The organism is Umezawaea sp., from assembly GCF_057122925.1.
Genome location: NZ_DBNGPQ010000012.1, coordinates 1 through 23612, shown reverse-complemented (window position 1 = coordinate 23612; position 23612 = coordinate 1). Strand labels below are relative to the sequence as shown.

General features: G+C 71.9%; 28 protein-coding genes. 7 read left to right on the top strand and 21 right to left on the bottom strand.

Annotation, left to right across the window (positions count from 1 at the left end; all coding sequences use genetic code 11):
- Positions 1 to 13 precede the first annotated feature (13 nt).
- From nusB to AC156L_RS01950, 3 genes are read right to left on the bottom strand one after another with little or no spacing between them, the layout of a single operon-like run.
- Positions 14 to 433, bottom strand: coding sequence for a transcription antitermination factor NusB (nusB, locus tag AC156L_RS01960; protein WP_330882286.1), 420 nt, complete (start codon positions 431 to 433; stop codon positions 14 to 16).
- 1 nt (position 434) lies between these two features.
- Entirely contained in the window at positions 435 to 998 is a 564-nt protein-coding gene (efp, locus tag AC156L_RS01955) for an elongation factor P (protein WP_330882284.1), read from the bottom strand.
- 51 nt (positions 999 to 1049) lie between these two features.
- On the bottom strand, positions 1050 to 2132 hold the full coding sequence (locus tag AC156L_RS01950) for a M24 family metallopeptidase (RefSeq protein ID WP_330882282.1): 1083 nt from the start codon (positions 2130 to 2132) through the stop codon (positions 1050 to 1052).
- Between the two features lie 90 nt (positions 2133 to 2222).
- Between AC156L_RS01950 and AC156L_RS01945 the strand changes: the two genes are divergently transcribed.
- Entirely contained in the window at positions 2223 to 2627 is a 405-nt protein-coding gene (locus AC156L_RS01945) for a B-4DMT family transporter (RefSeq protein ID WP_330882280.1), read from the top strand.
- Here AC156L_RS01945 and AC156L_RS01940 read toward each other — a convergent pair.
- The 9 genes from AC156L_RS01940 to AC156L_RS01900 form a co-directional block, all read right to left on the bottom strand.
- On the bottom strand, positions 2624 to 4144 hold the full coding sequence (locus tag AC156L_RS01940) for a beta-xylosidase (RefSeq protein ID WP_330882278.1): 1521 nt from the start codon (positions 4142 to 4144) through the stop codon (positions 2624 to 2626). The two genes, AC156L_RS01945 and AC156L_RS01940, sit on opposite strands and share 4 nt — an antisense overlap.
- A 79-nt stretch (positions 4145 to 4223) precedes the next feature.
- Positions 4224 to 4793, bottom strand: coding sequence for a VOC family protein (locus AC156L_RS01935; protein ID WP_330882276.1), 570 nt, complete (start codon positions 4791 to 4793; stop codon positions 4224 to 4226).
- A 254-nt stretch (positions 4794 to 5047) separates the two neighbouring features.
- Positions 5048 to 5476, bottom strand: coding sequence for a type II 3-dehydroquinate dehydratase (gene aroQ, locus AC156L_RS01930; protein WP_330882274.1), 429 nt, complete (start codon positions 5474 to 5476; stop codon positions 5048 to 5050).
- Entirely contained in the window at positions 5473 to 6579 is a 1107-nt protein-coding gene (gene aroB / locus AC156L_RS01925; RefSeq protein WP_330882272.1) for a 3-dehydroquinate synthase, read from the bottom strand. The genes aroQ and aroB overlap by 4 nt, the downstream gene beginning before the upstream one ends.
- A 630-nt stretch (positions 6580 to 7209) precedes the next feature.
- The gene (locus AC156L_RS01920; RefSeq protein WP_330882270.1) at positions 7210 to 7713 is read right to left on the bottom strand and encodes a shikimate kinase; all 504 of its coding nucleotides are present in this window, start codon (positions 7711 to 7713) and stop codon (positions 7210 to 7212) included.
- Positions 7710 to 8909 (bottom strand): chorismate synthase, encoded by a 1200-nt coding sequence (gene aroC, locus AC156L_RS01915; protein ID WP_330882267.1) that lies wholly within the window; start codon positions 8907 to 8909, stop codon positions 7710 to 7712. The genes AC156L_RS01920 and aroC overlap by 4 nt, the downstream gene beginning before the upstream one ends.
- A gap of 13 nt (positions 8910 to 8922) precedes the next feature.
- Positions 8923 to 9477 carry a prepilin peptidase gene (locus tag AC156L_RS01910; RefSeq protein ID WP_484406525.1) on the bottom strand — a complete coding sequence of 185 codons (555 nt, stop codon included), beginning with the start codon at positions 9475 to 9477 and terminating at the stop codon, positions 8923 to 8925.
- A gap of 530 nt (positions 9478 to 10007) precedes the next feature.
- The gene (locus AC156L_RS01905; RefSeq protein ID WP_484406524.1) at positions 10008 to 10463 is read right to left on the bottom strand and encodes a PTS sugar transporter subunit IIA; all 456 of its coding nucleotides are present in this window, start codon (positions 10461 to 10463) and stop codon (positions 10008 to 10010) included.
- Positions 10460 to 10696 carry a PTS sugar transporter subunit IIB gene (locus AC156L_RS01900; RefSeq protein WP_330882261.1) on the bottom strand — a complete coding sequence of 79 codons (237 nt, stop codon included), beginning with the start codon at positions 10694 to 10696 and terminating at the stop codon, positions 10460 to 10462. Before AC156L_RS01900 ends, AC156L_RS01905 begins: the two co-directional genes overlap by 4 nt.
- Before the next feature lie 154 nt (positions 10697 to 10850).
- On the opposite strand from AC156L_RS01900, the gene AC156L_RS01895 reads away from it, so the two are divergent.
- The 4 genes from AC156L_RS01895 to AC156L_RS01880 all read left to right on the top strand — a co-directional run bounded on the left by AC156L_RS01895 (position 10851) and on the right by AC156L_RS01880 (position 14655).
- Complete coding sequence (locus AC156L_RS01895; protein WP_330882259.1) at positions 10851 to 11630, top strand: GntR family transcriptional regulator; 780 nt, start codon at positions 10851 to 10853, stop codon at positions 11628 to 11630.
- Positions 11627 to 12910: a PTS transporter subunit EIIC gene (locus AC156L_RS01890; protein ID WP_330882257.1), complete on the top strand. Its 1284-nt coding sequence runs from the start codon at positions 11627 to 11629 to the stop codon at positions 12908 to 12910. Before AC156L_RS01895 ends, AC156L_RS01890 begins: the two co-directional genes overlap by 4 nt.
- A gap of 33 nt (positions 12911 to 12943) precedes the next feature.
- On the top strand, positions 12944 to 13213 hold the full coding sequence (locus AC156L_RS01885) for an HPr family phosphocarrier protein (protein WP_259626918.1): 270 nt from the start codon (positions 12944 to 12946) through the stop codon (positions 13211 to 13213).
- A 152-nt stretch (positions 13214 to 13365) separates the two neighbouring features.
- Positions 13366 to 14655 (top strand): hypothetical protein, encoded by a 1290-nt coding sequence (locus AC156L_RS01880; RefSeq protein WP_330882253.1) that lies wholly within the window; start codon positions 13366 to 13368, stop codon positions 14653 to 14655.
- Between the two features lie 20 nt (positions 14656 to 14675).
- Here AC156L_RS01880 and AC156L_RS01875 read toward each other — a convergent pair whose 3' ends face one another.
- From AC156L_RS01875 to AC156L_RS01850, 6 genes are all read right to left on the bottom strand, one after another.
- Entirely contained in the window at positions 14676 to 15515 is an 840-nt protein-coding gene (locus tag AC156L_RS01875) for a shikimate dehydrogenase (protein WP_330882251.1), read from the bottom strand.
- Positions 15516 to 15519: 4 nt separating this feature from the next.
- Positions 15520 to 16752, bottom strand: coding sequence for an endolytic transglycosylase MltG (gene mltG / locus AC156L_RS01870; RefSeq protein WP_330882248.1), 1233 nt, complete (start codon positions 16750 to 16752; stop codon positions 15520 to 15522).
- Entirely contained in the window at positions 16749 to 17264 is a 516-nt protein-coding gene (gene ruvX, locus AC156L_RS01865; protein WP_330882246.1) for a Holliday junction resolvase RuvX, read from the bottom strand. The genes mltG and ruvX overlap by 4 nt, the downstream gene beginning before the upstream one ends.
- Positions 17261 to 19933 carry an alanine--tRNA ligase gene (gene alaS / locus AC156L_RS01860; protein ID WP_330882244.1) on the bottom strand — a complete coding sequence of 891 codons (2673 nt, stop codon included), beginning with the start codon at positions 19931 to 19933 and terminating at the stop codon, positions 17261 to 17263. Before alaS ends, ruvX begins: the two co-directional genes overlap by 4 nt.
- Before the next feature lie 61 nt (positions 19934 to 19994).
- Positions 19995 to 20294, bottom strand: coding sequence for a hypothetical protein (locus AC156L_RS01855; protein ID WP_330882242.1), 300 nt, complete (start codon positions 20292 to 20294; stop codon positions 19995 to 19997).
- A complete protein-coding gene (locus tag AC156L_RS01850; protein WP_330882240.1) occupies positions 20291 to 20695 on the bottom strand; it encodes a DUF948 domain-containing protein in 405 nt (134 codons plus the stop codon). The genes AC156L_RS01855 and AC156L_RS01850 overlap by 4 nt, the downstream gene beginning before the upstream one ends.
- Before the next feature lie 150 nt (positions 20696 to 20845).
- On the opposite strand from AC156L_RS01850, the gene AC156L_RS01845 reads away from it, so the two are divergent.
- Positions 20846 to 21457, top strand: a complete 612-nt coding sequence (locus AC156L_RS01845; RefSeq protein ID WP_330882238.1) for a GNAT family N-acetyltransferase — start codon at positions 20846 to 20848, stop codon at positions 21455 to 21457.
- Positions 21458 to 21553: 96 nt separating this feature from the next.
- A complete protein-coding gene (locus tag AC156L_RS01840; protein WP_330882236.1) occupies positions 21554 to 21766 on the top strand; it encodes an arginase family protein in 213 nt (70 codons plus the stop codon).
- Here the strand turns inward: AC156L_RS01840 and AC156L_RS01835 are convergent.
- The 3 genes from AC156L_RS01835 to AC156L_RS01825 form a co-directional block, all read right to left on the bottom strand.
- Positions 21720 to 22292, bottom strand: coding sequence for a GNAT family N-acetyltransferase (locus AC156L_RS01835; protein WP_330882234.1), 573 nt, complete (start codon positions 22290 to 22292; stop codon positions 21720 to 21722). The two genes, AC156L_RS01840 and AC156L_RS01835, sit on opposite strands and share 47 nt — an antisense overlap.
- Entirely contained in the window at positions 22289 to 23023 is a 735-nt protein-coding gene (locus AC156L_RS01830) for an SAM-dependent methyltransferase (RefSeq protein WP_330882232.1), read from the bottom strand. The genes AC156L_RS01835 and AC156L_RS01830 overlap by 4 nt, the downstream gene beginning before the upstream one ends.
- 42 nt (positions 23024 to 23065) lie before the next feature.
- Positions 23066 to 23612, bottom strand: a 547-nt coding sequence (locus tag AC156L_RS01825) for an AAA family ATPase (RefSeq protein WP_484406522.1), incomplete at its 5' end; no start/stop codon positions are given.

Sequence of the window (23612 nt, the reverse complement as noted above, 5' to 3'; positions counted from 1 at the left end):
CGTCCAGCACGTGCTAGAGGACCGCGCGCAACTGGTCCGCGATGACGGCGATCCGGCCGAGCACGCCGTTGATGAACCGCGGCGAGTCGTCGGTGGACAGCCCCTTCGCCAGCTCGATCGCCTCGTCGATCGCGACCGCGTCCGGCACGTCCGTCGCCCACAGCAGCTCGTAGAGGCCGATGCGCAGGACCGCGCGGTCGACCGCGGGCATCCGCTGGAGCGTCCAGCCCTCGGCGTGCTCCGAGATCAGGTCGTCGATCCGCGCCTGGTGCGCCTTCACGCCCTCGACGAGGGTCACCGTGTAGTCGTTCACCGGCGGCACGTCGGCCGACCCGACCCGGCCCGCGACCAGCGTCACCGGGTCCTCGCCACGCAGGTCCGCCTCGAAGAGGATGTCGACCGCGCGTTTGCGGGCCTTGCTGCGCGCTCCCACGTCAGCTGCTCACACGGCCGAGGTAGCGACCGTCGCGGGTGTCGACCTTGACCTTCTCGCCGGTGGTGACGAACAGCGGCACCTGGATCTCGGCGCCGGTCTCCAGCTTCGCGGGCTTCGTGCCACCCGTCGAGCGGTCGCCCTGGAGGCCGGGGTCGGTGTGCTCGATCAGCAGCTCGACCGAGGTCGGGAGCTCCACGAAGAGCGGCACGCCCTCGTGGGTGGCGACCATGGCCTCCTGGTTCTCCAGCATGTAGCCCGCGGCGTCGGAGACGGTCTCGCCGGGCACGGTGATCTGGTCGAACGTGTCGCTGTCCATGAAGACGAAGTCGTTGCCGTCCTTGTACAGGTACGTCATCGTCCGCTTGTCCACGGTGGCCGTCTCGACCTTGGTGCCCGCGTTGAAGGTCTTGTCCACGACCTTGCCGGACAGGACGTGCTTCAACGTGGTGCGCACGAAGGCGCCACCCTTGCCCGGCTTGACGTGCTGGAACGCGGTGACGGTCCAGAGCTGGCCGTCGAGGTTCAGCACCAGGCCGTTCTTCAGGTCGTTGGTCGTGGCCACGGTGGTGGTCTCTCCTGTTGTCTCAAGGGGCGGGCCCGGCGGAGCGGGCGCTTAGACGACCACGAGTTCCTTCGTGGTCAGGGTGAGGAGCTCCGGCGCGCTCTCGCGCACCACGAGCGTGTCCTCGATGCGGACACCGCCCTTCCCCGACAGGTAGACGCCGGGCTCGACGGTGACCGCCATACCGGCGGAAAGTGTACCTTCACCGGACTTGGACAGCGCCGGAGCCTCGTGGATGCGCAGTCCTACCCCGTGGCCGAGCCCGTGCGGGAACCGCGGCCCGTACCCCGCGTCCACGATCACCTGCCGCGACGCCGCGTCCACCGCCCGCACGTCGGCGTCCGGCAGCAGAGCGGCCCGCCCGGCCGCCTGCGACCGCAGGACCAGGTCGTACAGGTCGCGCTGCCAGTCGGCGGCCTTGCCCAGCACGAGGGTGCGGGTCATGTCGGAGTGGTAGCCGTCGACCAGCGCCCCGAAGTCCAGCTTCACGAGGTCGCCCGCCTTGAGCACCGCGTCGGTCGGCTCGTGGTGCGGGATCGCCGAATGGGGCCCGGCCGCCACGATCGAGTCGAACGACGGCCCCGCGGCCCCGTGGTCGAGCATCCGGCCCTCCAGCTCGCGCGCGACCTCCTTCTCGGTCCGCCCGGCCCGCAGCCCGCCGTGCTCGACCAGGTCGGCCAGCGCCCGGTCGGCCGCCGCGCAGGCCATCCGCAACGCCTCGACCTCGGCGTCGTCCTTGACCAGCCGCAGCCGCTCGACCAGACCGGACGCCCCGACCAGGCCCTCCACCACCTGCTCCAGCGCGGCGAGCCCGTCCACCGTCACGTGCTGGCCCTCGAACCCGACCCTGCCGTGCCCGTCCTTCGCCGCCCGCGCCGCCAGCGCGAGGTCGCACGGCCGGTCGATCACCCGTTCGAGGTCGGGAACCTGCGCCTCGGCCTGCGCCAGGTAGCGGCCGTCGGTGCAGAACACCGTGCTCCGCTGCGGGTCGGCGGCCACGAGCAGCGCCGCGTTCGACCCGGTGAACCCCGTGAGGTAGCGGACGTTCACCAGGTCGGTGACGAGCAGGGCGTCGAGGTCCTGCTCCACGAGCATGGCGCGCAGTGCGGCGCGACGCGGGGCGTGCGGCGGCATACCAGCAGAGTAGGGGTATCGGGCGGGTTCCACAGGGGTGTGTTCACCGGTCTTCCCTCGGTCCCGCGTCCCGGCACTACCCTGTTCGCCATGGGCGCGTGGCTGGTCAGGGGATTCTGGATGGGCTTGCTGCACGGCGCCGTCCAAGCGGGCGTGGTGGCGGTCGCCGTGCGCAGCCCCGAAGCCGGTTCGGCGGTGCGGCTGATCGCCTTCGGGCTCGTCGTGGTGATCGCGGTGCTGTGGGGCGCGTTGGACGCGTGGCGGCGGTTCGAGGGGCGCGGGATGTGCTGGTTCTTCGCGTCACTGGTGGCGGGGCCGCTGGCCGGGGTGGCGGGTGTGGTCGGCAGCGGGTTGCTGGTGGACCAGACCGGCGTCGAGGCGCTGTGGCCCGCACTGACCGGCGGGGCCGCGTTCACCGCGCTGGTGGTGCTGGCGTCGGCCGCGATCGGGATGGGGTTGGGGAACGCGGCGCCGCAGCCCAAGGGCTCGCACTAGCGCCGGAACCTGGTCAGGTCTCCCGCGGGGGTGAACCTGCGCCACTCGGCCTCGGTGGTCTGCTGGACGGTCGAGGAGTTGAGGGCGGCCAGCTCGGCGGAGCCGATGAGCCACAGCTCGTCGTCCTCCACGACCACGCCGGTCCGGCCGTCGGGTGAGCGCACGGCCTTCGCGCCCGCCGGGATGCTGGCGGCAACCGGGAGCTGGTCGACGATCGCCGGGCGGTGGGCGAGGACGGTCCTGGCGAGCCGGTCGGTGACCGAGCGGCGTTCCAGGCGGACGACCTTGCCGCCGACGACCAGGTCCGTCGTGCGCTCGGGCGACGGGACGGCGATGCCGTCGAGCACGACGGCCGCTTCCTTGGTGGCGCAGCCGGGCACGCCCGCGAGGTCCATGCCGAAGTGGGTCAGGTCGGTCGGGGCGCCCGCCGCGCCGTCGACGGTGGCGCGGACGACGTCGATCGGCACGCGCCCGCACGGGTCGTCGGACGCGATCGGGGCGTGGCCCTCGGACGTGCGGACGAGGCCGGGGCCCTCGCGCCACGGGCCGGGGACGGTGATCCGCGCGTAGGGCTGGACGGTGAAGTCGGCGTTCCAGAACGTGATGCTGGTGCCGGTCTCGGTCTCGTGGGCGATGGCGAACGCGTCCAGCGCCTCCACCCACATCCAGTCCGCGCTGAACGCGTCGACCACCGAGCGGGCGCGCGGCGAGTTGGTGCCGGAGACGGCGGAGAAGCCTCGCACGCCCAGCGCCTGCACCCCGGCCAGGAACAGCGGGTCCTTCGACCGGAGCACGAACTGGCCCGCGCCGTTCCACCCCGCCGCCGAGCCGGTGGTGTCGGTGAACATCAGGTAGAACCAGCCGTTCACGTGCAGCGCGGCGGGCTGGCCCGCGCCGTAGGTGTTGTCGCGGGTGGTGTCGTAGGCCGGGCCGATGATCGGCTGACCGCCGTTGGCGCGCTGCCAGGAGATGCCGTCGGTGCTGGTGGCGACGCCGATCGCGTTGCCGTGCGCGTGGTCGCCGGACGCGCCGGTGTAGTAGAGGTAGTAGGTCTGGCCGACGTGGATGACCGACGGGTCGCAGGTGTGCACGCCGTCGAAGCCGGTGACGCTGCCGCTGAGCACCGGCTGGGCCACGCTGCCGTCGCGCCCGGCGAACGGTCCGGTCAGCGACGCGCTCTCGGCGTAGAGCAGGTCGTCGCCCGCGGGGACCGCGACGCCGAGCTGGCTGCACCACCACATCCGGTTGCGGCCGTCCTCCACGAGCACCGTGGGCCCGTAGTTGTACGGCGAGTCGCCGCCGCCGACCGCGATGACGCCCGCGCTGCCGCGGGACCGGTCGGCCGCGAGCGTCAGCGGTTCCTTCGGAGGGGCCGCGCGCTGCGGCTTCTTCACCTCCGCGGGCGGTGCGACGCCGCCGGTGCCCTCGGCCTGGTTCATCGTCACGCCCGCGTCGCAGGACGACAGCAGCACGACGGATGCCGACAGGGTCGCCACGAGCCGGAGAAGCCTCGACATGCGGGCGCTGTCCTCCACTTGGTTGACCCCTCGGCGAATCACCACCCAGTGTAGAAGATCAACTCACCCAACCGGATGACTACTCGCTAGTAGTAGCCACGAGTTCGATCTCGAACCCGTCCTCGTTGTCGAGGTACGCGGCGTAGTGGTCAGGCCCACCCGCGTGCGGGTGGCGGTCGGCGAACAGCAGCGTCCACCCGTGCTCCAGCGCCGCCGAGGTCAGCGCGTCCACGGCGTCCGGGCCTCCGACGTGCAGCGCGAGGTGGTTGAGGCCCGGCCGGGTCCGCTCGTGGGGTCCGACCGCCATCGCGGGCGACCGCTCGACGACCACGTAGGTCTCGCCGAGCCGCCAGCTGACCCCGGCGGGCCAACGCTGGAACTCGGTCCAACCGAGTTCCAGCAGCAGCCACCCGATCGTGGCTTCCGCACGGGTGACGTCGGGCACCCAGAGTTCGACGTGGTGCAGGGCTCCGCGGGTCACGAGGGCCTCCGGGTGGTGGGACGCCCGCGGGTCGGCCGGTCCGATGACGGTGCTCGATCGACCGGTGTCCGGGCGGAGGTCCTGGTGGGCGTGGGCGGCTGTCCGGGCGGGCGCGGGCAGGTCTCCTGTCCGGTTGTCCGGGCAGGGGTCTGGGTAGGGCCTGGGCACGGCGGTGTCCGAGACGGGGTCCGGGTAACTCTTCGAGGTGGTGTCCGGGCGGTCACGGGCAGGTCTTCGGGCCGTTGTCCGGGCGGGCCGGTGCCGGTGTCCGGGCCAGGTGTTCGGGCGGGTCCGGACCGGCGGGGTCCGAGCCGGGGTCCGGGCGGGGCGTCTGGGGCGGGCTTCGGCGGGCGGGTGTCAGGCGGGTGCGGGCCGCGGCCTCGGGGAGGGTGCTCGTCTCCGGGGCCGCGACCGCCCGACTGTCACGCCTTGGTGGCCAGCCAGCGCAGGGCGAGGGCGTAGCCCTGGACGCCGAGACCGAGGATGGTGCCCTCGGCGACGGCGGAGATGTAGCTGTGCTGCCGGAAGTCCTCGCGCTTGTGCACGTTCGAGATGTGCACCTCGACGAGCGGGGCCGTCAGCTGCGAGCAGGCGTCGCGGACGGCCACCGAGTAGTGCGTCCACGCCGCCGGGTTGAGGACCACGGGGTAGCCGTGGTCGGCGGCCTCGTGCAGCCAGCCGAGCATCTCGCCCTCGAAGTCGGTCTGGCGGACGTCGACCTCCACGCCCAGTTCGCGGCCGGTGCTCTCGCACAGGGCGACCAGGTCGGCGTAGGTCGTGCTGCCGTACACGTCGGGTTCGCGGGTGCCGAGCCTGCCCAGGTTCGGGCCGTTGAGGACGAGGACCTTCACAGCAGGATCCCCCCGCCCGTGGTCGGCTCGGCGGCGACGGCCGAGTAGGCGGCGGCGATCAGGGCCGGGTCGGGGCCTTCGAGCCTGCCGGGCTTGGCCAGGCCGTCGAGCACGACGAAGCGCAGGACGCCTGCGCGGTTCTTCTTGTCCACCCTCATGCCCTCCATGAGCTGCGGAAGCGCGGTCGGGTCGTAGCTGGTCGGCAGGCCGAGCGCGGTCAGCACGGCCCTGTGGCGGTCGGCGGTCGCGTCGTCCAGCCTGCCCGCGAGGCGGGCGAGTTCGGCGGCGAACACCAGGCCGACGCTGATCGCCGCGCCGTGGCGCCACTTGTACCGCTCGCGGCGCTCGATGGCGTGGCCGAGGGTGTGGCCGTAGTTCAGGATCTCGCGGAGGTCGGACTCGCGCAGGTCCGCGGACACGACGTCGGCCTTGATCTGGATCTTGCGGCGGACCAGTTCCTCCAGCACCGAGCCGGACGGGTCCAGCGCGGCCTCCGGGTCGGCCTCGATCAGGTCGAGGATGACCGGGTCGGCGATGAAGCCGCCCTTGACGACCTCGGCCATGCCCGCGACGAGCTCGTTGCGCGGCAGCGTGTCCAGCGTCGCGAGGTCGGCGAAGACCGCGGTCGGCTCGTAGAACGTGCCGACCAGGTTCTTGCCCGCCGACGTGTTGACGCCGGTCTTGCCGCCGACGGACGCGTCGACCATGCCGAGCAGCGTCGTGGGGACGTTGAACAGCTTCACGCCGCGCATCCACGTCGAGGCGACGAACCCCGCGAGGTCGGTCACCGCTCCCCCGCCCAGCCCGATCACGGCGTCCGACCGGCTCAGGCCGATCTTGCCGAGCACGTCCCAGCAGAAGCCCGCCACGGGGAGGTCCTTGCCGTCCTCCGCGTCCGGGATCTCGACGCGGTGCGCGTCGGCCCCGCCCGCGGCCAGCGTCTCCCGCAGCGCCTCGGCGGTCTCGACGAGCGTCGGCGGGTGGATGATCGCGATCTTGGCGATGCCCTTGACGGCCTCCGCCATGTCGCCGAGCAGGCCGCGGCCCACCACCACGTCGTACGGTCGTTCCGCGGCCACGCGGATCCGCACCGGCTCGCCCATCAGTGTTCTCCCTCGTTCGTGGTGATGCTCCCGTGGACACCCCCGGAGACATCGGGATCGCTCCCCACCGCTCCGGCTGGGGGCGCGGTCGTGGTGGCCCCCATTCGACCACGTCCGGCAGGAGCGCCGACCGACCCCACACCGGGGGGAGCGGTTCGACCCGAGTGCCGCGCGTTCCAGACGTGGAGCGACCGCTGAACGCGCACCGCCGCTCCCGCCGTGCACCAAGAGCGCTTGCTCGGCCACACCGAAGGCAGCCCCGAGCCACGTCGGCCCACCCTCCGGCGGAGGCACGGCGTGCCTCCGGCCCCGCTTCGATCCGCAACCCGGTGCGGAGCGCCGCGCGGGCTGAGCGCACGAGCCGGCCGCCCGTCCTCTGGCCTGCCCAGCGCGGGCGCGCCGAACGGAGGTCCAGCACGGCCGACCTCGGCTCGCCCACCCCGGACCCAGCCGACCTCAGCTCGTCCGACCCCGGCCCCGGCTTTCGCCCAAACCGCCCGGCACCGCTGAATCCCGGAACCGGACCCGGCCCTCCCGACGCCGGCCTGCCCGGCTCTGGCTCTGACCGACCCGGCCCGGACCCGCCGGACCCAGCCCACCCGGTCCGATCCGCCGGACCGCGTCAACCGGTCAGCCGGCGTCCAGCACGGCGTCGACCACCTGGTTCGGTTCCAGGTGGTCGGTGGCGACCTCGATCGTCGCCACCTCGCGGTAGAGCGGGAGCCTCGCGTCGAGCAGGGCCTTGAAGGTCGCCCTCGGGTTGATGCCCGTGAGCAGCGGTCTGGCGCTGGACAGGCCGGTGCGTCGGACTCCCTCGGCCATGCCGACGTTGAGGAACACGACCCGGTGGCCCGCCAGGAGTTCCCTGGTCGCCGCGGACAGGACCGCGCCGCCACCGAGGGCCAGGACGCCCTCGTGGGTCTTCAGGCCGTCGGCGACGGCCTGCTCCTCCATCGCGCGGAACACCGGCTCGCCGTCGCTGGTGAAGATGTCCGAGATGGGCTTGCCCGCGCTCGCGACGATGTCGGCGTCCACGTCGCGGAACGGCACGCCGAGCCGTTCGGCCAGCAGTTGGCCGATGGTCGTCTTGCCCGCGCCGGGAGGGCCGAGGACGACGTACGCGGGGGCGTTCACAGCCCCTCCCACCGGGCTTCGAGCGCTTCGAGGTAGGACGCGACGTTGCGCTTGGTCTCCGCGATGGAGTCGCCGCCGAACTTCTCCAACGCCGCCTCGGCGAGGACCAGCGCGACCACGGACTCCAGCACGACGCCCGCGCGCGGCACCGCGCACACGTCCGAGCGCTGGTGGATGGCGACGGCGGCCTCACCGGTGCGGACATCCACAGTGGACAGTGCTTTCGGGACGGTGGAGATCGGCTTCATCGCCACCCTGGCGCGCAGCGGCTCGCCGTTGGTGATGCCGCCCTCCAGGCCGCCCGCGCGGTTGCTGCGGCGCGTGACGCCGGACGGGCCCTTGCCGCGGTCGATCTCGTCGTGCGCCTGGCTGCCCCAGCGGGTGGCGGTCGTGAAGCCGTCGCCGATCTCCACGCCCTTCATCGCCTGCACCCCCATGAGGGCCGCGGCGAGCCGGGAGTCGAGCCTGCGGTCCCAGTGCACGTGCGAGCCGAGGCCCGGCGGCAGGCCGTAGGCGATGACCTCGATCACGCCGCCCACGGTGTCGCCCGCGCTCTTGACGGCCTCGACCTCGGCGACCATCGCCTCGGTGCCCGCCGGGTCGAACGCGCGGACCGGGCTCGCGTCGACCGCGGCCAGGTCGCCGGGGCCGGGCACGGGCGCGTCGTCCGGCGTCTTCGCGCCGCCGATGGAGACGACGTGGCTGACGATGTCGACGTCGAAGACCTGCTTGAGGAAGTTCCGGGCCACCGTGCCCAGCGCCGTGCGGGCGGCGGTCTCGCGGGCGCTGGCGCGCTCCAGCACCGGCCTGGCCTCGTCGAAGCCGAACTTCTGCATCCCCGGCAGGTCGGCGTGACCGGGCCTCGGCCTGGTCAGCGCCTCGTTGCGGCCCGTCGGCTTGAGCTGGCTCGGGTCGACCGGGTCGGCCGACATGACCTTCTCCCACTTCGGCCACTCGCTGTTGCCGATGGTGACGGCGATGGGCCCGCCCTGGGTGAGGCCGTGGCGCACGCCCCCGAGGATGCTCACCTCGTCCGCCTCGAAGCCCATGCGGGGGCTGCGGCCGAAGCCCAGCCTCCGGCGTTCCAGTTGGACCGTCAGGTCCGAGGTGGTGACCTCCACCCCCGAGACCATGCCTTCCAGCACGGCGACGAGAGCGGGTCCGTGTGATTCCCCAGCGGTGATCCAGCGCAGCACGGTACGAATCCTTTCACAGTGAGAACACCGCTAACAGCCAGGTCGAGGCCAGCAGGCCCGGCCCGTGCGGAATACCGCCACCCGGACGCGTGAGCCCGACCAGCAGGGACAGGACGGAAGCCAGGACGGCACCCAGTGCCAGGGCCCCGTACGAGACCGCCCCGAGCACCGCTCCCAGCGGCACGGCGAGCTTCACGTCGCCACCGCCGAGCGCGCCGGGCGACAGGAGCCGGACGACGAGGTGCCCGAGCCCGAAGAGCAGGCCGCACGCGAGCGCCCGCACTCCCGTGTCGAGCCCCGCGGGCACGAGGAGCACCGCCAGGACCGGGTACGCGGGCAGCGTGAGCGCGTCGGGCAATCGGCGGTGGAGCACGTCGGTCGCGGTCAGCACGACGGCGAGCCAGCCGAGCGCGAGCGTCACCGCGAGCCAGTGCGGCGGGGGGTGGCGGAGCCCGGCGACGGTCCACAGGACCGAGTTCGGGACCGCGCACCACAGCCAGGGCACGACCGCCCCGCGGCGCAGGCGGCGGAGCAGCCACGCGCCTGCGGCTCCTGCCAGGAATCCCAAGACCGTCCAGTGCACGGGTCAACGATCCGGCGGGTGGTCCCCTGGGCACAAGGACGAGCACCGCCGAACGGACCTTTCACACGGACCCGGACGGGTGAACCGGCCGGGGGGTGGGTGCACGTGCTGGACCGAGTCGCGGCACAGCACCGCGACCACGTCGCGCGGGACACCTGCGGACCGGTGCGGATCCGCTAGACCGACGTGGATCCGGCAGACCGATGCCGGCCCGGAGGATCAACGCCGACCCGGAGGATCGACGCCGGGCACGGTGGACCGATGCGGGCCTGGTGGACAGACGCAGGTCCGACAGACCTGCGCGGGCCCGGAGACCGATGCTGGCTGGCGGACCGGTGCGGGTCCGGCAGACCGGCGCAGGTCCGACGCAACGACGCAGGTCCGGCACACCGACGCGAGTCCGGCAGACCGGCGGGCTCGGGCCGTGCGTTCGGCGCGACCCACGACCCGTGACCGGACGACGTCGCGCGGGTGCCCATTCGACGCTCACCGCGTCGGAGGACACCCGCGCGAGGTCAGCGCTGCCAGGAGAAGAGCTGGTCGCCCACGGCGACCGTGGACCCCTCCGAGAGGTCACCGAGCGAGTCCGCCGGGGCGTCCAGCGCGACGACGGGGCAGATGGGCGCGAACCCGGCCGCCTCGACCTCGGCCGGGTCCCAGCTCACGATGGGCTGGCCCGCGCGCACGGTCTCACCCTTCACGACGTGCACCGTGAAGCCCTCGCCCTTGCGCTTCACGGTGTCGATGCCGAGGTGCACGAGCACGCCCGCGCCGCCCTCGGTGGCCACGACGAACGCGTGCGGGTGCAGCGTCACGACCGTGCCGTCCACCGGGGACACGACGTCCGCGGCGACCCTGTCCGGCTCCACCGCGATGCCGGGCCCTACCATCGCCTGCGCGAAGACCGGGTCGGGCACCTCGGCGAGGGAGACGACCCGGCCCGCGACCGGGCTGCCCACGCTGAGCGTCACAGGAGGTCCTCGATGTCGCTGGCGATCGTGTCCGCCTCCGGCCCGACGATGACCTGCACGACGTTGCCCGAACGCATGACCCCGTGCGCCCCCAAGGCCTTGAGCGCCTTCTCGTCGACGACCGAACCGTCCTCCAGCTCGCACCGCAGCCGGGTGATGCACGGTTCGATCTCGATGATGTTCGACGCCCCGCCGAGCGCAGCGAGGATCTTCTCCGCCTTCTCGTCAGCCACTTCGTGTCCTCTCTCGACTGGTGACACCGCTTGGCCACGGTCACGTAACGGCGGTTGACACCCGCTCCGCACGGAGAGCATTCTCCCCGCACAAACTGGTCTAGACCGGAAAGTACCAATGAGGTCGACCACAGGCGAGAGCGGGGAGGTGCACATGGGTGAGCGGGAGACACCGACGAGGATCGTCGACGGTCCGAAGCCCAAGCACGCCCAGCTGCGCGACATCCTGCGCCGCCTCGCCGAGCAGGAACTCCCGCCCGGTTCGCCGATCCCGTCCGAACGGGACCTGGCCGACCGCTACCAGGTGTCGCGCATCACCGTGCGCGCCGCGGTGGGCCAACTGGTGGCCGAGGGCCTGCTCACCAGGGCGAAGGGCCGCGGCACGTTCACCGCCCGCCGCAGGCTGGACGTGCAGCTCTACCTGGAGTCCTTCACCGACGACATGCGCAAGCGCGGCATGACCCCCGCCACCGAGGTGCTGGGCCTCGACGAGGCGGTCCCGCCGGAGGCCGCGGCGACCGCGCTCGACCTGCCCGTGCGGGAGCGCGCGTACCGACTGGTCCGTCTGCGCCGCGCGGACGGCGTCCCGCTCGCCGTCGAGCGCGGTTGGTACAACCCGAGGATGGTGCCGGACCTCCGCCGCCACGACCTGTCGACGTCGCTCTACACGTTGATCGCGAACAACTACGGCGTGCAGCTCGACCACGCCAAGCAGACGGTGTGGGCCGAGAGCGCCGACACCGAGACCGCGAAGCTGCTCGGCGTCCGCAAGGGCAGCTCGCTCCTCGTCTTCCGCCGCGTCGCCAGCTCGCTGGGCAGACCGGTCGAGGACATGACTTCCTGGTACCGGGGCGATCTCTACCAGGTAACTATGCAGTTGGACCGGACCGTCCCGGATTCCGGCCCGCACTCCGCCAAGGGAGGTACCCGATGAGCGCCAGCGCCCCACAGGCGACCGGCGGTCGCGAGATCAAGGGACTTGCCGCTCTCCAGCGCTTCGGTCGCAGCCTCATGCTGCCGATCGCCGCGCTGCCAGCGGCAGGTCTGTTGTTGCGACTCGGCCAAGACGACTTGCTCGGCAAGGACGGTCTGGGCTGGAACAAGGTGGCCGCGGTCATCGGCGCAGCCGGTGACGCCGTGTTCGCCAACCTGCCGCTGCTGTTCGCGGTCGGTGTGGCGATCGGTTTCGCGCGACGTGGTGACGGTTCGACCGCTCTCGCGGCCGTCGTCGGCTTCGTCGTCGTGCAGGGCGTGTTCAAGGCGATGTCGCCGTTCGTGCTCCCGCTCGCGGCGGACGCACCCGCCACGGCGAAGCAGGAACTGATCGACTACCGGGTGTTGACCGGCATCATCGTCGGTCTCGTGACAGCGGCCCTGTGGCAGCGGTACTACCGCATCAAGCTGCCCCCGTACCTCGCCTTCTTCGGTGGCCGCCGCTTCGTGCCGATCCTGGTCGCGGGCGTCATGATCCTCATCGGCGTCGTGCTCGGCCTGCTGTACCCGCTGTTCGACAAGGGTCTGACCGCCTTCGGCGACGCCGTGGCGGGCAGCACGATCATCGGCGCGGGCATCTACGGCACGGTCAACCGCCTGCTCATCCCGCTCGGCCTGCACCACATCCCGAACACCTTCGTGTGGCAGGTCTTCGGCGAGTACGAGGGCAAGACCGGTGACATCCCCCGCTTCCTCGCGGGCGACCCCACCGCGGGCACCTTCCAGACCGGCTTCTTCCCGATCTTCATGTTCGCCCTGCCCGCCGCGGCGTTCGCCATCTGGCAGACCGCCAAGCCGTCGCAGAAGAAGATCATCGCGGGCATCATGGGCTCCGCGGCCCTGACCTCGTTCATCACGGGTGTCACCGAGCCGCTCGAGTTCGCGTTCATGTTCGTGGCGTGGCCGCTGTACCTGATCCACGCGGTCCTGACCGGCACCTCGCTGGCCATCGCCAACGCGCTGGGCATCCACGACGGCTTCTCGTTCTCGGCCGGTGCGATCGACTTCATCCTGAACTGGAACATCGCCACCAAGCCGTACCTGCTCATCGTCATGGGCCTGGTCTACGCGGCGATCTACTACTTCCTGTTCCGCTTCGTCATCACCAAGTGGAACCTGAAGACCCCCGGCCGCGAGGACGACGAGGACCCGGAGGCCGACCCCAGCGTCGTCACCTCCTCCGAGACCTCCACGACCTCCGGCAAGCCGCTGAGGGACTGACTCCCCCTGGGAGCACCAAGGAAAGGACGGATCATGCCTGAGCGACGGGTCACCGTGGCGAGCAAGGTCGGACTCCACGCCCGGCCTGCGGCACTGCTGGCGAAAGCTGCCGCCGGTCAGCCGGTCAAGGTCACCATCCGCAAGGACGACGGCCAGCCCGTGGAGGCCGCGAGCGTGCTCGGCCTGATGACACTCGGCGCGATGCACGGCGACGAAGTGGTGCTGTCCGCGGACGGCGAAGGCGCGGACGCCGCGCTGGAGGCCATCGCGGAGATCATCGCCACGGATCTCGACGAGGGCTGATTCGCCCGAGCCGCACCACCGAGGAGCCCGTGCGTCCACTTCGGACGCACGGGCTCCTCGTGGTTCCGGCCACAGCGCGCGCCGCGCGCCGGCGGGCCTCACTAGGGTGCGGGGAGGTCGGGCGACCTCCGACCCCTATTCGAGGAGAACGATTGAGGAACAGGAACGCGCTGTCCCTGCTCGCCGCGTCCGCGGCGCTGGCGGCGTCCACGTTGGCCGTGGTCACGCCCGGCACCGCGGTGGCGGCGGTCACCGCGCCCTCCGTGGCGGACTTCCGCCTGGTGCCGTCCAACCTCGCCCAGGGCCTCGTCGTCAACGACCTGGACCAGGAGCTGCCCAAGCTGGGCGTGCAGAACATCCTGGCCCAGGCGAACCGCGACGACGCGCCCAAGGGCGACGCCTGCACCTCCCCCGCGCTGAACACGCTGTCCCTCCCCCTGCTGGGCAAGTTCTGCTTCACCGCGGGCGACGTCAACACCACGCTCTGGGTGCCGCAGGGCGTGACGACGGTCGCCGACGCGCAGGCCGACCAGCTCTGGGGTGACAAGCGGCCCATGCTGGTCAGCTGGTACAACAAGGAATCCTCGCCCGCCAAGGGTGTGCGGGTCTCCTTCCTGGACCGCGACACGGGCAACTACCAGCACGTGCTGCTCGCCTACCCGTACGTCAACGGCTCCGGCAACCCCTCCTACGAGGCGGTGACCGCGCCCCAGGCGGGCAACGGCGGCAGCGTGCACGCGGGCGGCATCGTCTGGTACGGCAACTACCTGTACCTGGCCGACACCAACCGCGGCGTCCGGGTGTTCGACATGCGCTACATCTTCGACATCAAGTCCGCCGCGAACGGCAACGTCACCGACTCCGACAAGGTCGGCAGGCAGGACGGCACGTACTACAGCTACGGCTACCGCTACGTGATGCCGCAGATCTCCGGCTGGACGAACCCCGGTGGCCTCGCGTCGTTCCCCGCGGACTACAAGTGCCTCGCGTCCGGCCCGCAGAAGTTCTCCTACATCTCGCTGGACCGCAGCACCAGCCCGCACTCCATCACCACCGGCGAGTACTGCGCGGACCAGAACGACCCGAACCTCAACGGGCGGGTCGCGCGGTGGCCGATGAACCAGGACACCGGCGAACCGCTCACCAACTCGGGCGGCCACTGGCAGGCCAGTGAGGCGCTCCGGCTGATCAAGCCGAGGGTGCAGGGCGCGGTGTCGACGTCAGGTCTCTGGTACCTCAACAGCACCGGCGGCGGCACGACCGGCCCCGGTCACCTCCAGACCGCCAGCAAGGCGAGCGCCGGGGTGCTGGAAGCGGGCAGTCCGGAACGCGACGTGGCCATCGGCGTCGAGGACCTGTCGTACTGGCCCGGCCGCGGCGAGCTGTGGACGGTCACCGAGCACGACACGAAGCGGATCATCTACGCCACGCCCCTGCCGTGAGGCGGGCCCCTGCCGGTCGCTCAGGCGATCGGCAGGGGCAGCACGTCGCCGGTGGCGGTGCTCAGCGCCTCGCGCATGGCCTCGCGGGGGGCGGCCAGGCCGGTGAACTGCTCGACCTGCCCGAAGGCCTGGTGCAGCAGCATGTCCAGGCCCGTGGCCATCGTGCGGCCCTGCTCCAGGACCGCGACGCCCAGCGGGGTGGGCCACGGGTGGTAGATGACGTCCAGCAGGCACGGCGCCTTCGCCAGCGACGCGGCCACGGGCCCGGTCGCCGACGGCGGCACGGTGCTCACCAGCACGTCCGCCGACGAGGCCAGCGCGGCGAAGTCGGCGGCGGACCACGCGACCAGCGACAGGCCCAGACCGAGGCGGGACGCGCAGGCGACGGCTTCGACCGTGCGGGCGGGATCGCGGACCACGAGGTCCACTTCGGACAGTCCCAGTGCGGCGAACGCGGCGAGCGCCGCGGTGGCCGTGCCACCCGCGCCGAGCAGCAACCCCCTGGTGCCACCGGAAAAACCGCCCGCGTGCCGGAGCGCTCCGATGACACCGTCCACATCGGTGCAGTCAGCCCGCCACCCGTCCGGCACGCGCACCAGCGTGTTGGCCGCGCCGACCACGGCCGCCCGCTCGGTCACCGAGGTGGCCACGGCCAGCGCGGCGCGCTTGCCCGGCATCGTGACGGACAGACCGGTCCACGAGTCGTCGAGACCCGCGACCAGCGCGGGCACACCGGCTTCGTCGCACTCGATCCGCGAGTACGTCCAGTCGAGGCCCAGCGCCGCGTAGGCGGCGGCGTGCAGGACGGGCGACAGCGAGTGCGACACCGGCGAACCGATGACGGCGGCGCGGGACGGCATGGGCTTAGAAGACGCCTTCCTGGATCGCCTTGGCGACGGTCTTCTCGTGCTCCGGGAAGGTTTCGTTGAAGCAGGACGTGCCGTCCTTCTGGCACTTCACGAAGAACAACCACTTGCCCGGCTCGGGGTTGATGGCGGCCTCGACGGCTTCCCGACTGGGCGAGCCGATGGGCGTCGGCGTCAGCCCCTCCGACTCGGAGGAGTAGGTGTTGTACGGGCCCGCGGCTTCGCGGTCCGAGTCGCTGGTCCTGATGTTCGGCTTGTCCAACTTGTAGTTGACCGTCGAGTCGAACTCCAGGATCTTGTTGATGGCCAGGCGGTTGTAGATGACCCGCGACACCTTGCCGAAGTCCTTGGTGAGGCCCTCCTTCTCCACCAGGGAGGCGATCTTCAGGATGTCGTACGGCCGGTAGCCGGTCTCCTTGCCGCCCGCGACGACGCCGTAGCTCTGGAGCCGCGTCACGGACGTCGTGATGACGCTGTTCAGCAGCTCCACGGCGGTGGCACCGGGTTTGAGCTGGTAGAGGCCGGGAGCGATGAGGCCTTCGAGGCGGTGCGCCTTCTCGGCGCTGTTCACGTCGGGCAGCGCCCAGTCCGGCACGCCGAGGGCGACCGGGTCGGCGGTCTCCGCGGCCGTGCGCAGCTCCTCGGGGGTGACGCACTTCTTCACGCCGTCCAGTTCGAGGCAGCTCGCCTCGGAGAGCATCGAGAGGATGCCCTTGGTGACCTTGCCGTCACCACCGGCGATGTCGTGCAGCACGTTGCCGCCCTTGACCTCCAGCGGCGTGATCTTCGTGCTCTTGTCGAGCATGCGGGCGACCGCGGCCGAGCCGGACATCTTGGTCTTCATCAGGTAGAAGCCCGGTTGGATGCCGGTCAGGCGGGCATCGGTCTTGCCCGCCTCGGTGAAGGCGCGGGAACTCGCCGTGACGCCCTGGTCCTTCAGCGTCGCCGCGATGGCGGTGACCGGGTCGCCGTCCTTGACCTCGATCACGACGTCGGTCTCGCCCGTGCCCTCGAAGTCCTCGTACGAGCCGATGCCCATCAGCGTCTGGTAGCCGTAGTAGGCGCCCACACCGCCGAGGGCGAGCACCAGTGCCACGACGGTCCACAGGACCGTGCGCTTGCGCCTGACCTTGGCGCGCCGGGCGGCCGCCGCCGCCTTGCCTCTCGGGCGGCGCTGCTGGTCTTCCGAGTGCACGTCAGGTTCGGTGAACAACCCGAGGTCGTCGCTCACGTGCTGTCCTTCGCTCCGGGGGCTCGATCCTCCTGGGCGGACCGGGCCACGAATCGCGCGCGTGCGTCGAGCCAGGACTGCAGGATCTCCACCGCAGCCGCCTGGTCCACAACGGCACGTTGCTTCTTGCCCCGCACACCGCTCTGCGCCAGTACACGACTCGCGACGACCGTCGTCAACCGTTCGTCGGTGAGCCGCACCGGGACCGGTGCGATCCGTTCGGCCAGAGCCGCAGCGTACGCGGACGCCGTCTCGGCCGCCGGTCCGTGCCGTCCGGCCAGCGTCCTTGGCAGGCCGACCACGACCTCGACCACGTCGTGCTCGACGACGAGGCCGGCGAGTTCCGTCAGGTCCCCGCCGCCCTTTTCGTCACGCACCAGCGTAGCGAGTGGGGTGGCGAGGAAGGGAGTGGGATCGCTGATCGCGACCCCCACCCGAACGGACCCGACGTCGACGGCGAGCCGCCTGCCACGGCCGGGGTCGTCGACGCCGGGTCGATCGGGGCTGGTCAACGGGATTCGACCGCGCGATCGAGTTCGGCGCGCAGCGCCGTGATGGCGGCCGGGATGCCGGACGGGTCGGTGCCGCCGCCCTGCGCCAGGTCGGGCTTGCCGCCGCCGCGGCCACCGAGGGCGGGCGCGAACGAGGGCACGAGCTTGCCTGCGGCCAGGCCCAGGTCACGGGCCGCGGCGGTGGTCGCCACGACGAAGCTGGCCTTGGGACCGTCCGGCGCGAACAGCGCCACGACGCCCGCCCTGGAGCCGAGGCGGTTGCGCACCTCGGAGCCCAGCGTGCGCAGGTCGGCCCCTGAGGTGCCCTCAGGCAGCGCGAGAGCGACCAGGGCCACGCCCCGGACGTCCAGGGCGCTGTCGGCGAGCTGACCGGCGGAGGAGAGCAGCTGGGCGCCGCGCAGGCGCTCCAGCTCCTTCTCGGCCGCGCGCAGGCGCTCCACCAGCGCCTCGACGCGGCCGGGGACCTCGGCGTTCGGCACCTTGAGCAGGCCGGCGACGTTCTGCACCAGCGCCCGCTCCTGGGCCAGGTAGCGGAACGCCTCGATGCCCACGTAGGCCTCGATGCGGCGCACGCCGGAGCCGACGGACGACTCGCCGAGCAGCGTGATCGGGCCGATCTGGGACGAGTGCTCGACGTGCGTGCCACCGCAGAGCTCGCGCGACCACGGGCCGCCGATCTCCACGACCCGGACGGTCTCGTCGTAGGTCTCGCCGAACAGGGCGACCGCGCCGAGCTCCTGGGCGCCGTTCATGTCGGTGTAGACCACCTGGACCGGGAGGTCCTTGCGGACCGCGAGGTTCGAGACCTCCTCGATCTCGCTGCGGGTCTCCTCGGACAGACCGCCGGTCCACGCGAAGTCGAGCCGCAGGTAGCCGGGCTTGTTGTACGAGCCGCTCTGCAACGCGGACGGGCCGAGCACCTGCCGCAGGGCGGCGTGCACGACGTGCGTGCCCGAGTGGCCCTGCCGGGCCCCCGTGCGCCACTCGGGGTCCACGCGCGCCTCGACGTGCTGGCCCTCGGCGATCTCGCCGCTGACCACGCGCACCTGGTGCACCCACAGCTTGCGGGCGACCTTCTGGACGTCGACGACCTCCAGCTCGGCGCCGTCGGACACGATCACGCCCGCGTCGCTCTCCTGGCCGCCGGACTCGGCGTACAGGGGCGTGCGGTCGAGCACGACCTCGACGATGTCGCCCTCGCGGGCGGACCCGACCCGAGCGCCCTCGCGGACGATGCCGCGCACGGTCGCCTCGGCGGCGAGGTCGGTGTAGCCGACGAACTCGGTCGCGCCGAGGTCGAGCAGCTCGCGGTAGACCGTCTGGTCGCCGTGGCCGGTCTTCTTGCCCGCCGCGTCGGCCTTGGCGCGGGCGCGCTGCTCGGCCATCAGCTTGCGGAAGCCGTCCTCGTCGACCGTGAGGCCCGCCTCGGACGCCATCTCCAGGGTCAGGTCGATCGGGAAGCCGTACGTGTCGTGCAGCTGGAACGCCTTGTCGCCCGGCAGCGTCGCGCGGCCGTCGGCCTTGATCGCGTCGGCGGCGTTCTCGAAGATCCGCGACCCGGCGGCGAGCGTCTGGAGGAAGGTGTCCTCCTCGGCGCGCATGATCTGCTGGATGCGGACGAAGTTCTCGACCAGCTCGGGGTAGGCCTGGCCCATGGTGTCGCGGACGACCTCGGCGAAGACCGGCAGCACCGGCTCGGTCACGCCCAGCAGGCGCGAGGAGCGGACGATGCGGCGCAGCAGGCGGCGCAGGACGTAGCCGCGGGCCTCGTTGCCGGGGGTGACGCCGTCGCCGACCAGCAGGACGCTGCTGCGGGCGTGGTCCGCGATGACGCGGAAGCGGACGTCGTCGACCTTGTCGGCGCCGTACTCGCGACCGGACAGCTCCTCGGCCTTGCTGATGACCGCGCGCACCAGGTCGGTCTCGTAGACGTTGTCCACGCCCTGGAGCAGGAACGCGACCCGCTCGACGCCCATGCCGGTGTCGATGTTCTTCGCAGGCAGCTCACCGAGGATCGGGTAGTCCTTCTTCGCGCCACCCGGTCCGCGCTCGTTCTGCATGAAGACCAGGTTCCAGATCTCCAGGTAGCGGTCCTCGTCAACGACGGGGCCACCCTCCTGGCCGAACTCGGGACCGCGGTCGTAGTAGATCTCCGAGCACGGGCCGCACGGGCCGGGAACGCCCATCGACCAGTAGTTGTCCTCGATGCCGCGGCGCTGGATGCGCTCCGGCGGCAGGCCCGCGACCTTCTGCCAGAGGTCGAACGCCTCGTCGTCGTCGTGGTAGACCGTCGCCCACAGGCGCTCGGGGTCGAAGCCGTAGCCGCCGTCGGACTGGGACTTGGTGATCAGCTCCCAGGCCAGCCGGATGGCGTCTTCCTTGAAGTAGTCGCCGAACGAGAAGTTGCCCGCCATCTGGAAGAACGTCAGGTGCCGGGTCGTCTTGCCGACCTCTTCGATGTCACCGGTGCGCACGCACTTCTGGACGCTGGTGGCCCGCTTGTACGGCGCGGGGGCCTCGCCGAGGAAGTACGGCTTGAACGGCACCATGCCCGCGTTGACGAACAGCAGGTTGGGGTCGTCCAGCAGCAGCGAGGCGCTGGGCACGACGGTGTGGCCCGCGCGCTCGAAGTGGTCGCGGAAGCGCTTGATGATCTCGTGGGTCTGCACGGCGGTGTCCTTCAGGGGTGGTGCGGTCGGAGGGCGCGAGGAAGGCGGACGGCGGGGTGGCTCAGCCGTCCGCCCGACGCGCTCGCGCGCCGGAGCCGCGACGGGCGGGCTCGGTCGAGTACCGGCCGGGGGTGTACCCGGTCTGGCGCTCGACGCTCTCCTTCAGCTCGTCCTCGCGCTCGGCCATGCCCGCGCGCACCTCGGCCCCGAAGGAGCCCAGCGCACCGGCCAGTTCGCGGAGCCCGTTGCCGACGTTCTCGCCGATGCCCTGCGGGGTGACCTGGTGGGTCACCTGGCCGACCTTGCGGACGGCGAACACGCCTGCCGCGGCGCCCGCGGCGAACCAGAAGAGGCGGCTCATCGCTTGCCTCCACGCGGCCTGCGGCGGGCGTGCTTGTTGGGGGTCTCGGCGGCCTTGCGGCGCGCGCGGACCGCCTTGCTGACGCCGTACGACAGCGCTGCTGCCTTGACCAGCGGTCCGCCGAGGGTGGCGGTGAAGAGCGAGGTGAGCGCGGAGACGTTCCCGGTGACCGCTCGGGCGTTCGCGGTGATGCCGTCGACGCGCTCCAACTGCGTGTTCACGTGGGTCAACGTCTGGTTGGCCTCGGTGAACAGCGGGTCGGTGTTCTCGTGCGCCTTGCGGATCGCGATCGTCGCCTCGTCCAACGTCCTACCGAGCTTGATCAACGGAATCGCCAGCAGCAGCACGAGCAGCACGAAAGCGCCTGCTGCTACCAGCGCGGCGATCTGCCCTGGCGACACGGATCCTCCTGGGGGAATTCACGGTGTGGAAGGGCCCCAAGGTTAGCGTGCGTCCCCCGAATGGACCCGATTGGATCGCCGTTGCTCCGACTAGCGTGGTCACCGGCAGTGAAGTGATCGTTACAGCGGACTGGAGGACCGGTGCGGCCGGTGACCAACCTGGACGACTACCGGGCCGTGTCGAGGCCCGGTGCGAACCGTCCGCCGGAGGACGCCGACCTGGTCGGCGTGCCCGCTCCCCCGCTGCCCGACCTGACCGCTGGGTGGACCGCCCGCGCCGTCGACCCGGACACGTTCGACCTCGAACTGGTGCACCGGTGGATGCAGTCGCCGCACGTCGCGGCGTTCTGGCAGCAGGCGTGGTCGCGGGAGCTGTGGGAGCGGGAGCTGCGGGCGCAGCTGGCGGGCGTGCACTCGCTGCCGTGCCTGGTCGGGCGCGACGGGACGCCGATGATGTACCTGGAGATCTACCGGGCGGCCCGCGACCAGGTGGCCCGCTGCTACCGCGCGGCGCCGCACGACATCGGCGTGCACGTCGCCGTCGGCGACCTGGCGCTGACCGACCGCGGCCTGGTCCGGTCCGTGCTGCCGGTCCTGACCGAGGCGCTGTTCGAGGCCGACCCCCGCTGCACCCGCGTGCTGATGGAGCCGGACGTGCGCAACAAGCGCGCCATCGCGTCGTTCCACGCGGGCGGGTTCGAGCCGGTCGGCGAGGTCCTGCTGCCGGGCAAGGTGGCCCTGTTGATGATCCACTCCCGTTAGGGGGAGAGCACGGCGCTCCGCGGTCCGGACGCCACGTTCCTCGGCGTCGACCGGTGCGACCTCGACGACCCGGCGAGCCACGCCTACGCGGACGTCGTGGGGGCGCCGTTCGACGGCGGCACCTCGCACCGGCCGGGCACCCGCGTCGGGCCGCGGGCGATCCGGTCGAGGCACCACCGCCGCGCAGGCCGACCGGGTGGTGCCGGAAGCGTTGTCCGCCACCGCCCGCGGGCGTCGCGACCGGGACGGCGTGGGACCCGCGTCAGCCGCTGCCCGCCGACCGCTGGGCCTCCCAGCGCGCCCTGGTGATCGCGTACTCGACGTCGCCGTGCTCGCCGCCCTCGATCACGTCCGGCCAGTCCTGGTGGAAGATCCGGACCCGTTCGAGCCCGCACTTCTCCATCACCCGGCGCGACCCGGTGTTGACCACCATGGTCTCGGCGTACACCCGTTGCACGCCCAACTCGGCGAACCCCTTGTCCACCAACGCCTTCGAGGCCTCGGTGGCGTACCCGCGCCCCCACGCGGACCTCACCAGCCGGTAGCCCAGCTCGACCTGGCCTGGCGGGTCGTCCGGCCGCCCCCGGAAGTGGACCCAGCCGAGGAAGCCGCCGGTCCCGTCCTCGACGGCGAAGAAGCCGAACCCCTCGAACCGCTCGTGGTGGTCCAGGTACGCGGGCAGGTGGTCCCGCTCCACGTCGGCGCGCGAGGTCGGCCGCCCGCCGGTGATGAAGCGCATCACCTCGGGGTCGCCGTCGAGCCGGACCAGGTTGTCCACATCGGACTCGGTGAACCGCCGCAGCACCAGGCGGTCGGTCTCCAGGAGGACGGTCACCGACGTGCCAGCGTGAGGTAGGCGAAGCCGAGGTGGCCGCGGTAGCCGTGCAGCCAGTTGTCGCGGTGCGCGTCGACGACCGAGCGGACCTCGGCGGCCTCGGGGTGGTCGGGGTTCTCCAGCAGCCAGCGCTCGCGACCGGCGCACCAGCGCGACTCGAAGCTGTCCCACTCGTCGAGGTTGGCGGTGGCGAGCGACAGGAGGCGGTACCCGGTGGCCATGGCGAGGTCGACCAGCTCCGCGAGCGAGCCGTAGTCCTCCGGCGTCGCGTCGAGGCGGGCCAGGACGTCGGCGGTGGGCGGCCTCTCCCAGAAGGCGTCGCCCAGCAGCAGCGTCCCACCGGGCCTGATCCGCTCCCGCATGGCTTCGAGGGTCTTGCGCGTGTCGCCCCAGGCGTGGCTGGCCCCGATGGAGATGGCGACGTCCGCGGGCGGCGCCTCCCAGGTGGTCACGTTCGCCAGGTCGAGCCGCACGTGCTCCTGGAGGCCGCGCTTCTCCGCGTTGGCCCTGCCCCGGCGCACCCCCGAGTCGTCCTCGTCCACGCCGAGCCCGCGCGCGGTCGGCTCGGTCTCCAGGACGCGCAGCAGCAGCTCGGCCCAGCCGCAGCCGAAGTCGACGACCGTCCTGCCCGCCAGCGGTTGCAGGGTGGTGATCAGGCCGTAGGCGCGCGCGTCCGACATCGGGGAGTTGAAGTCGAGGTAGGCGTGGCCGTTGCGGGGTGCGGGGTTCACGGCGCCACGGTGCCGGCTCCCGCCACCGCGGTCACCCGATTTTCACTCCTCGCCGCGCACGACCCTGCGCAGCTTCGGCAGGCGCTCGGCCAGCACGCGCTCGGCACCGCGCTGGGTCGGCTCGTAGTAGTCGCGGCCCACCAGGTCGTCCGGCGGGTACTGCTGGGTGAGCACGCCCCCGGCCACGTCGTGCGGGTACCGGTAGCCCTGAGCGTTGCCGAGCTTCGCCGCTCCCGCGTAGTGGCCGTCCCGCAGGTGGGCAGGGACCGCGCCCGTCGCGCCCGCGCGCACGTCGGCCACCGCCGCGCCGATCGCGGTGGTCACGGCGTTCGACTTCGGGGCCGTGGCGAGGTGGATGGCGGCCTGCGCGAGGTTCAGCGCGCACTCCGGCAGGCCGATCGTCTGCACCGCCGACTGGGCGGCCGTCGCGACCAGGAGCGCCATCGGGTCGGCCATGCCGATGTCCTCGCTGGCGTGCACCACCAGCCTGCGCGCGATGAACCGCGGGTCCTCGCCCGCGCTGATCATCCTGGCCAGGTAGTGCAGCGCGGCGTCCACGTCGGAGCCGCGGATGGATTTGATGAACGCG

Bases quoted from the DNA above. Each gene is read 5' to 3' on its own strand.
- AC156L_RS01950 (WP_330882282.1), bottom strand. From the start codon at position 2,132: ATGCCGCCGCACGCCCCGCGTCGCGCCGCACTGCGCGCCATGCTCGTG.
- AC156L_RS01940 (WP_330882278.1), bottom strand. From the start codon at position 4,144: ATGTCGAGGCTTCTCCGGCTCGTGGCGACCCTGTCGGCATCCGTCGTG.
- aroB (WP_330882272.1), bottom strand. From the start codon at position 6,579: ATGGGCGAGCCGGTGCGGATCCGCGTGGCCGCGGAACGACCGTACGAC.
- AC156L_RS01875 (WP_330882251.1), bottom strand. From the start codon at position 15,515: ATGCCGTCCCGCGCCGCCGTCATCGGTTCGCCGGTGTCGCACTCGCTG.
- AC156L_RS01945 (WP_330882280.1), top strand. From the start codon at position 2,223: ATGGGCGCGTGGCTGGTCAGGGGATTCTGGATGGGCTTGCTGCACGGC.
- AC156L_RS01885 (WP_259626918.1), top strand. From the start codon at position 12,944: ATGCCTGAGCGACGGGTCACCGTGGCGAGCAAGGTCGGACTCCACGCC.
- AC156L_RS01855 (WP_330882242.1), bottom strand. From the start codon at position 20,294: ATGAGCCGCCTCTTCTGGTTCGCCGCGGGCGCCGCGGCAGGCGTGTTC.
- AC156L_RS01890 (WP_330882257.1), top strand. From the start codon at position 11,627: ATGAGCGCCAGCGCCCCACAGGCGACCGGCGGTCGCGAGATCAAGGGA.
- AC156L_RS01895 (WP_330882259.1), top strand. From the start codon at position 10,851: ATGGGTGAGCGGGAGACACCGACGAGGATCGTCGACGGTCCGAAGCCC.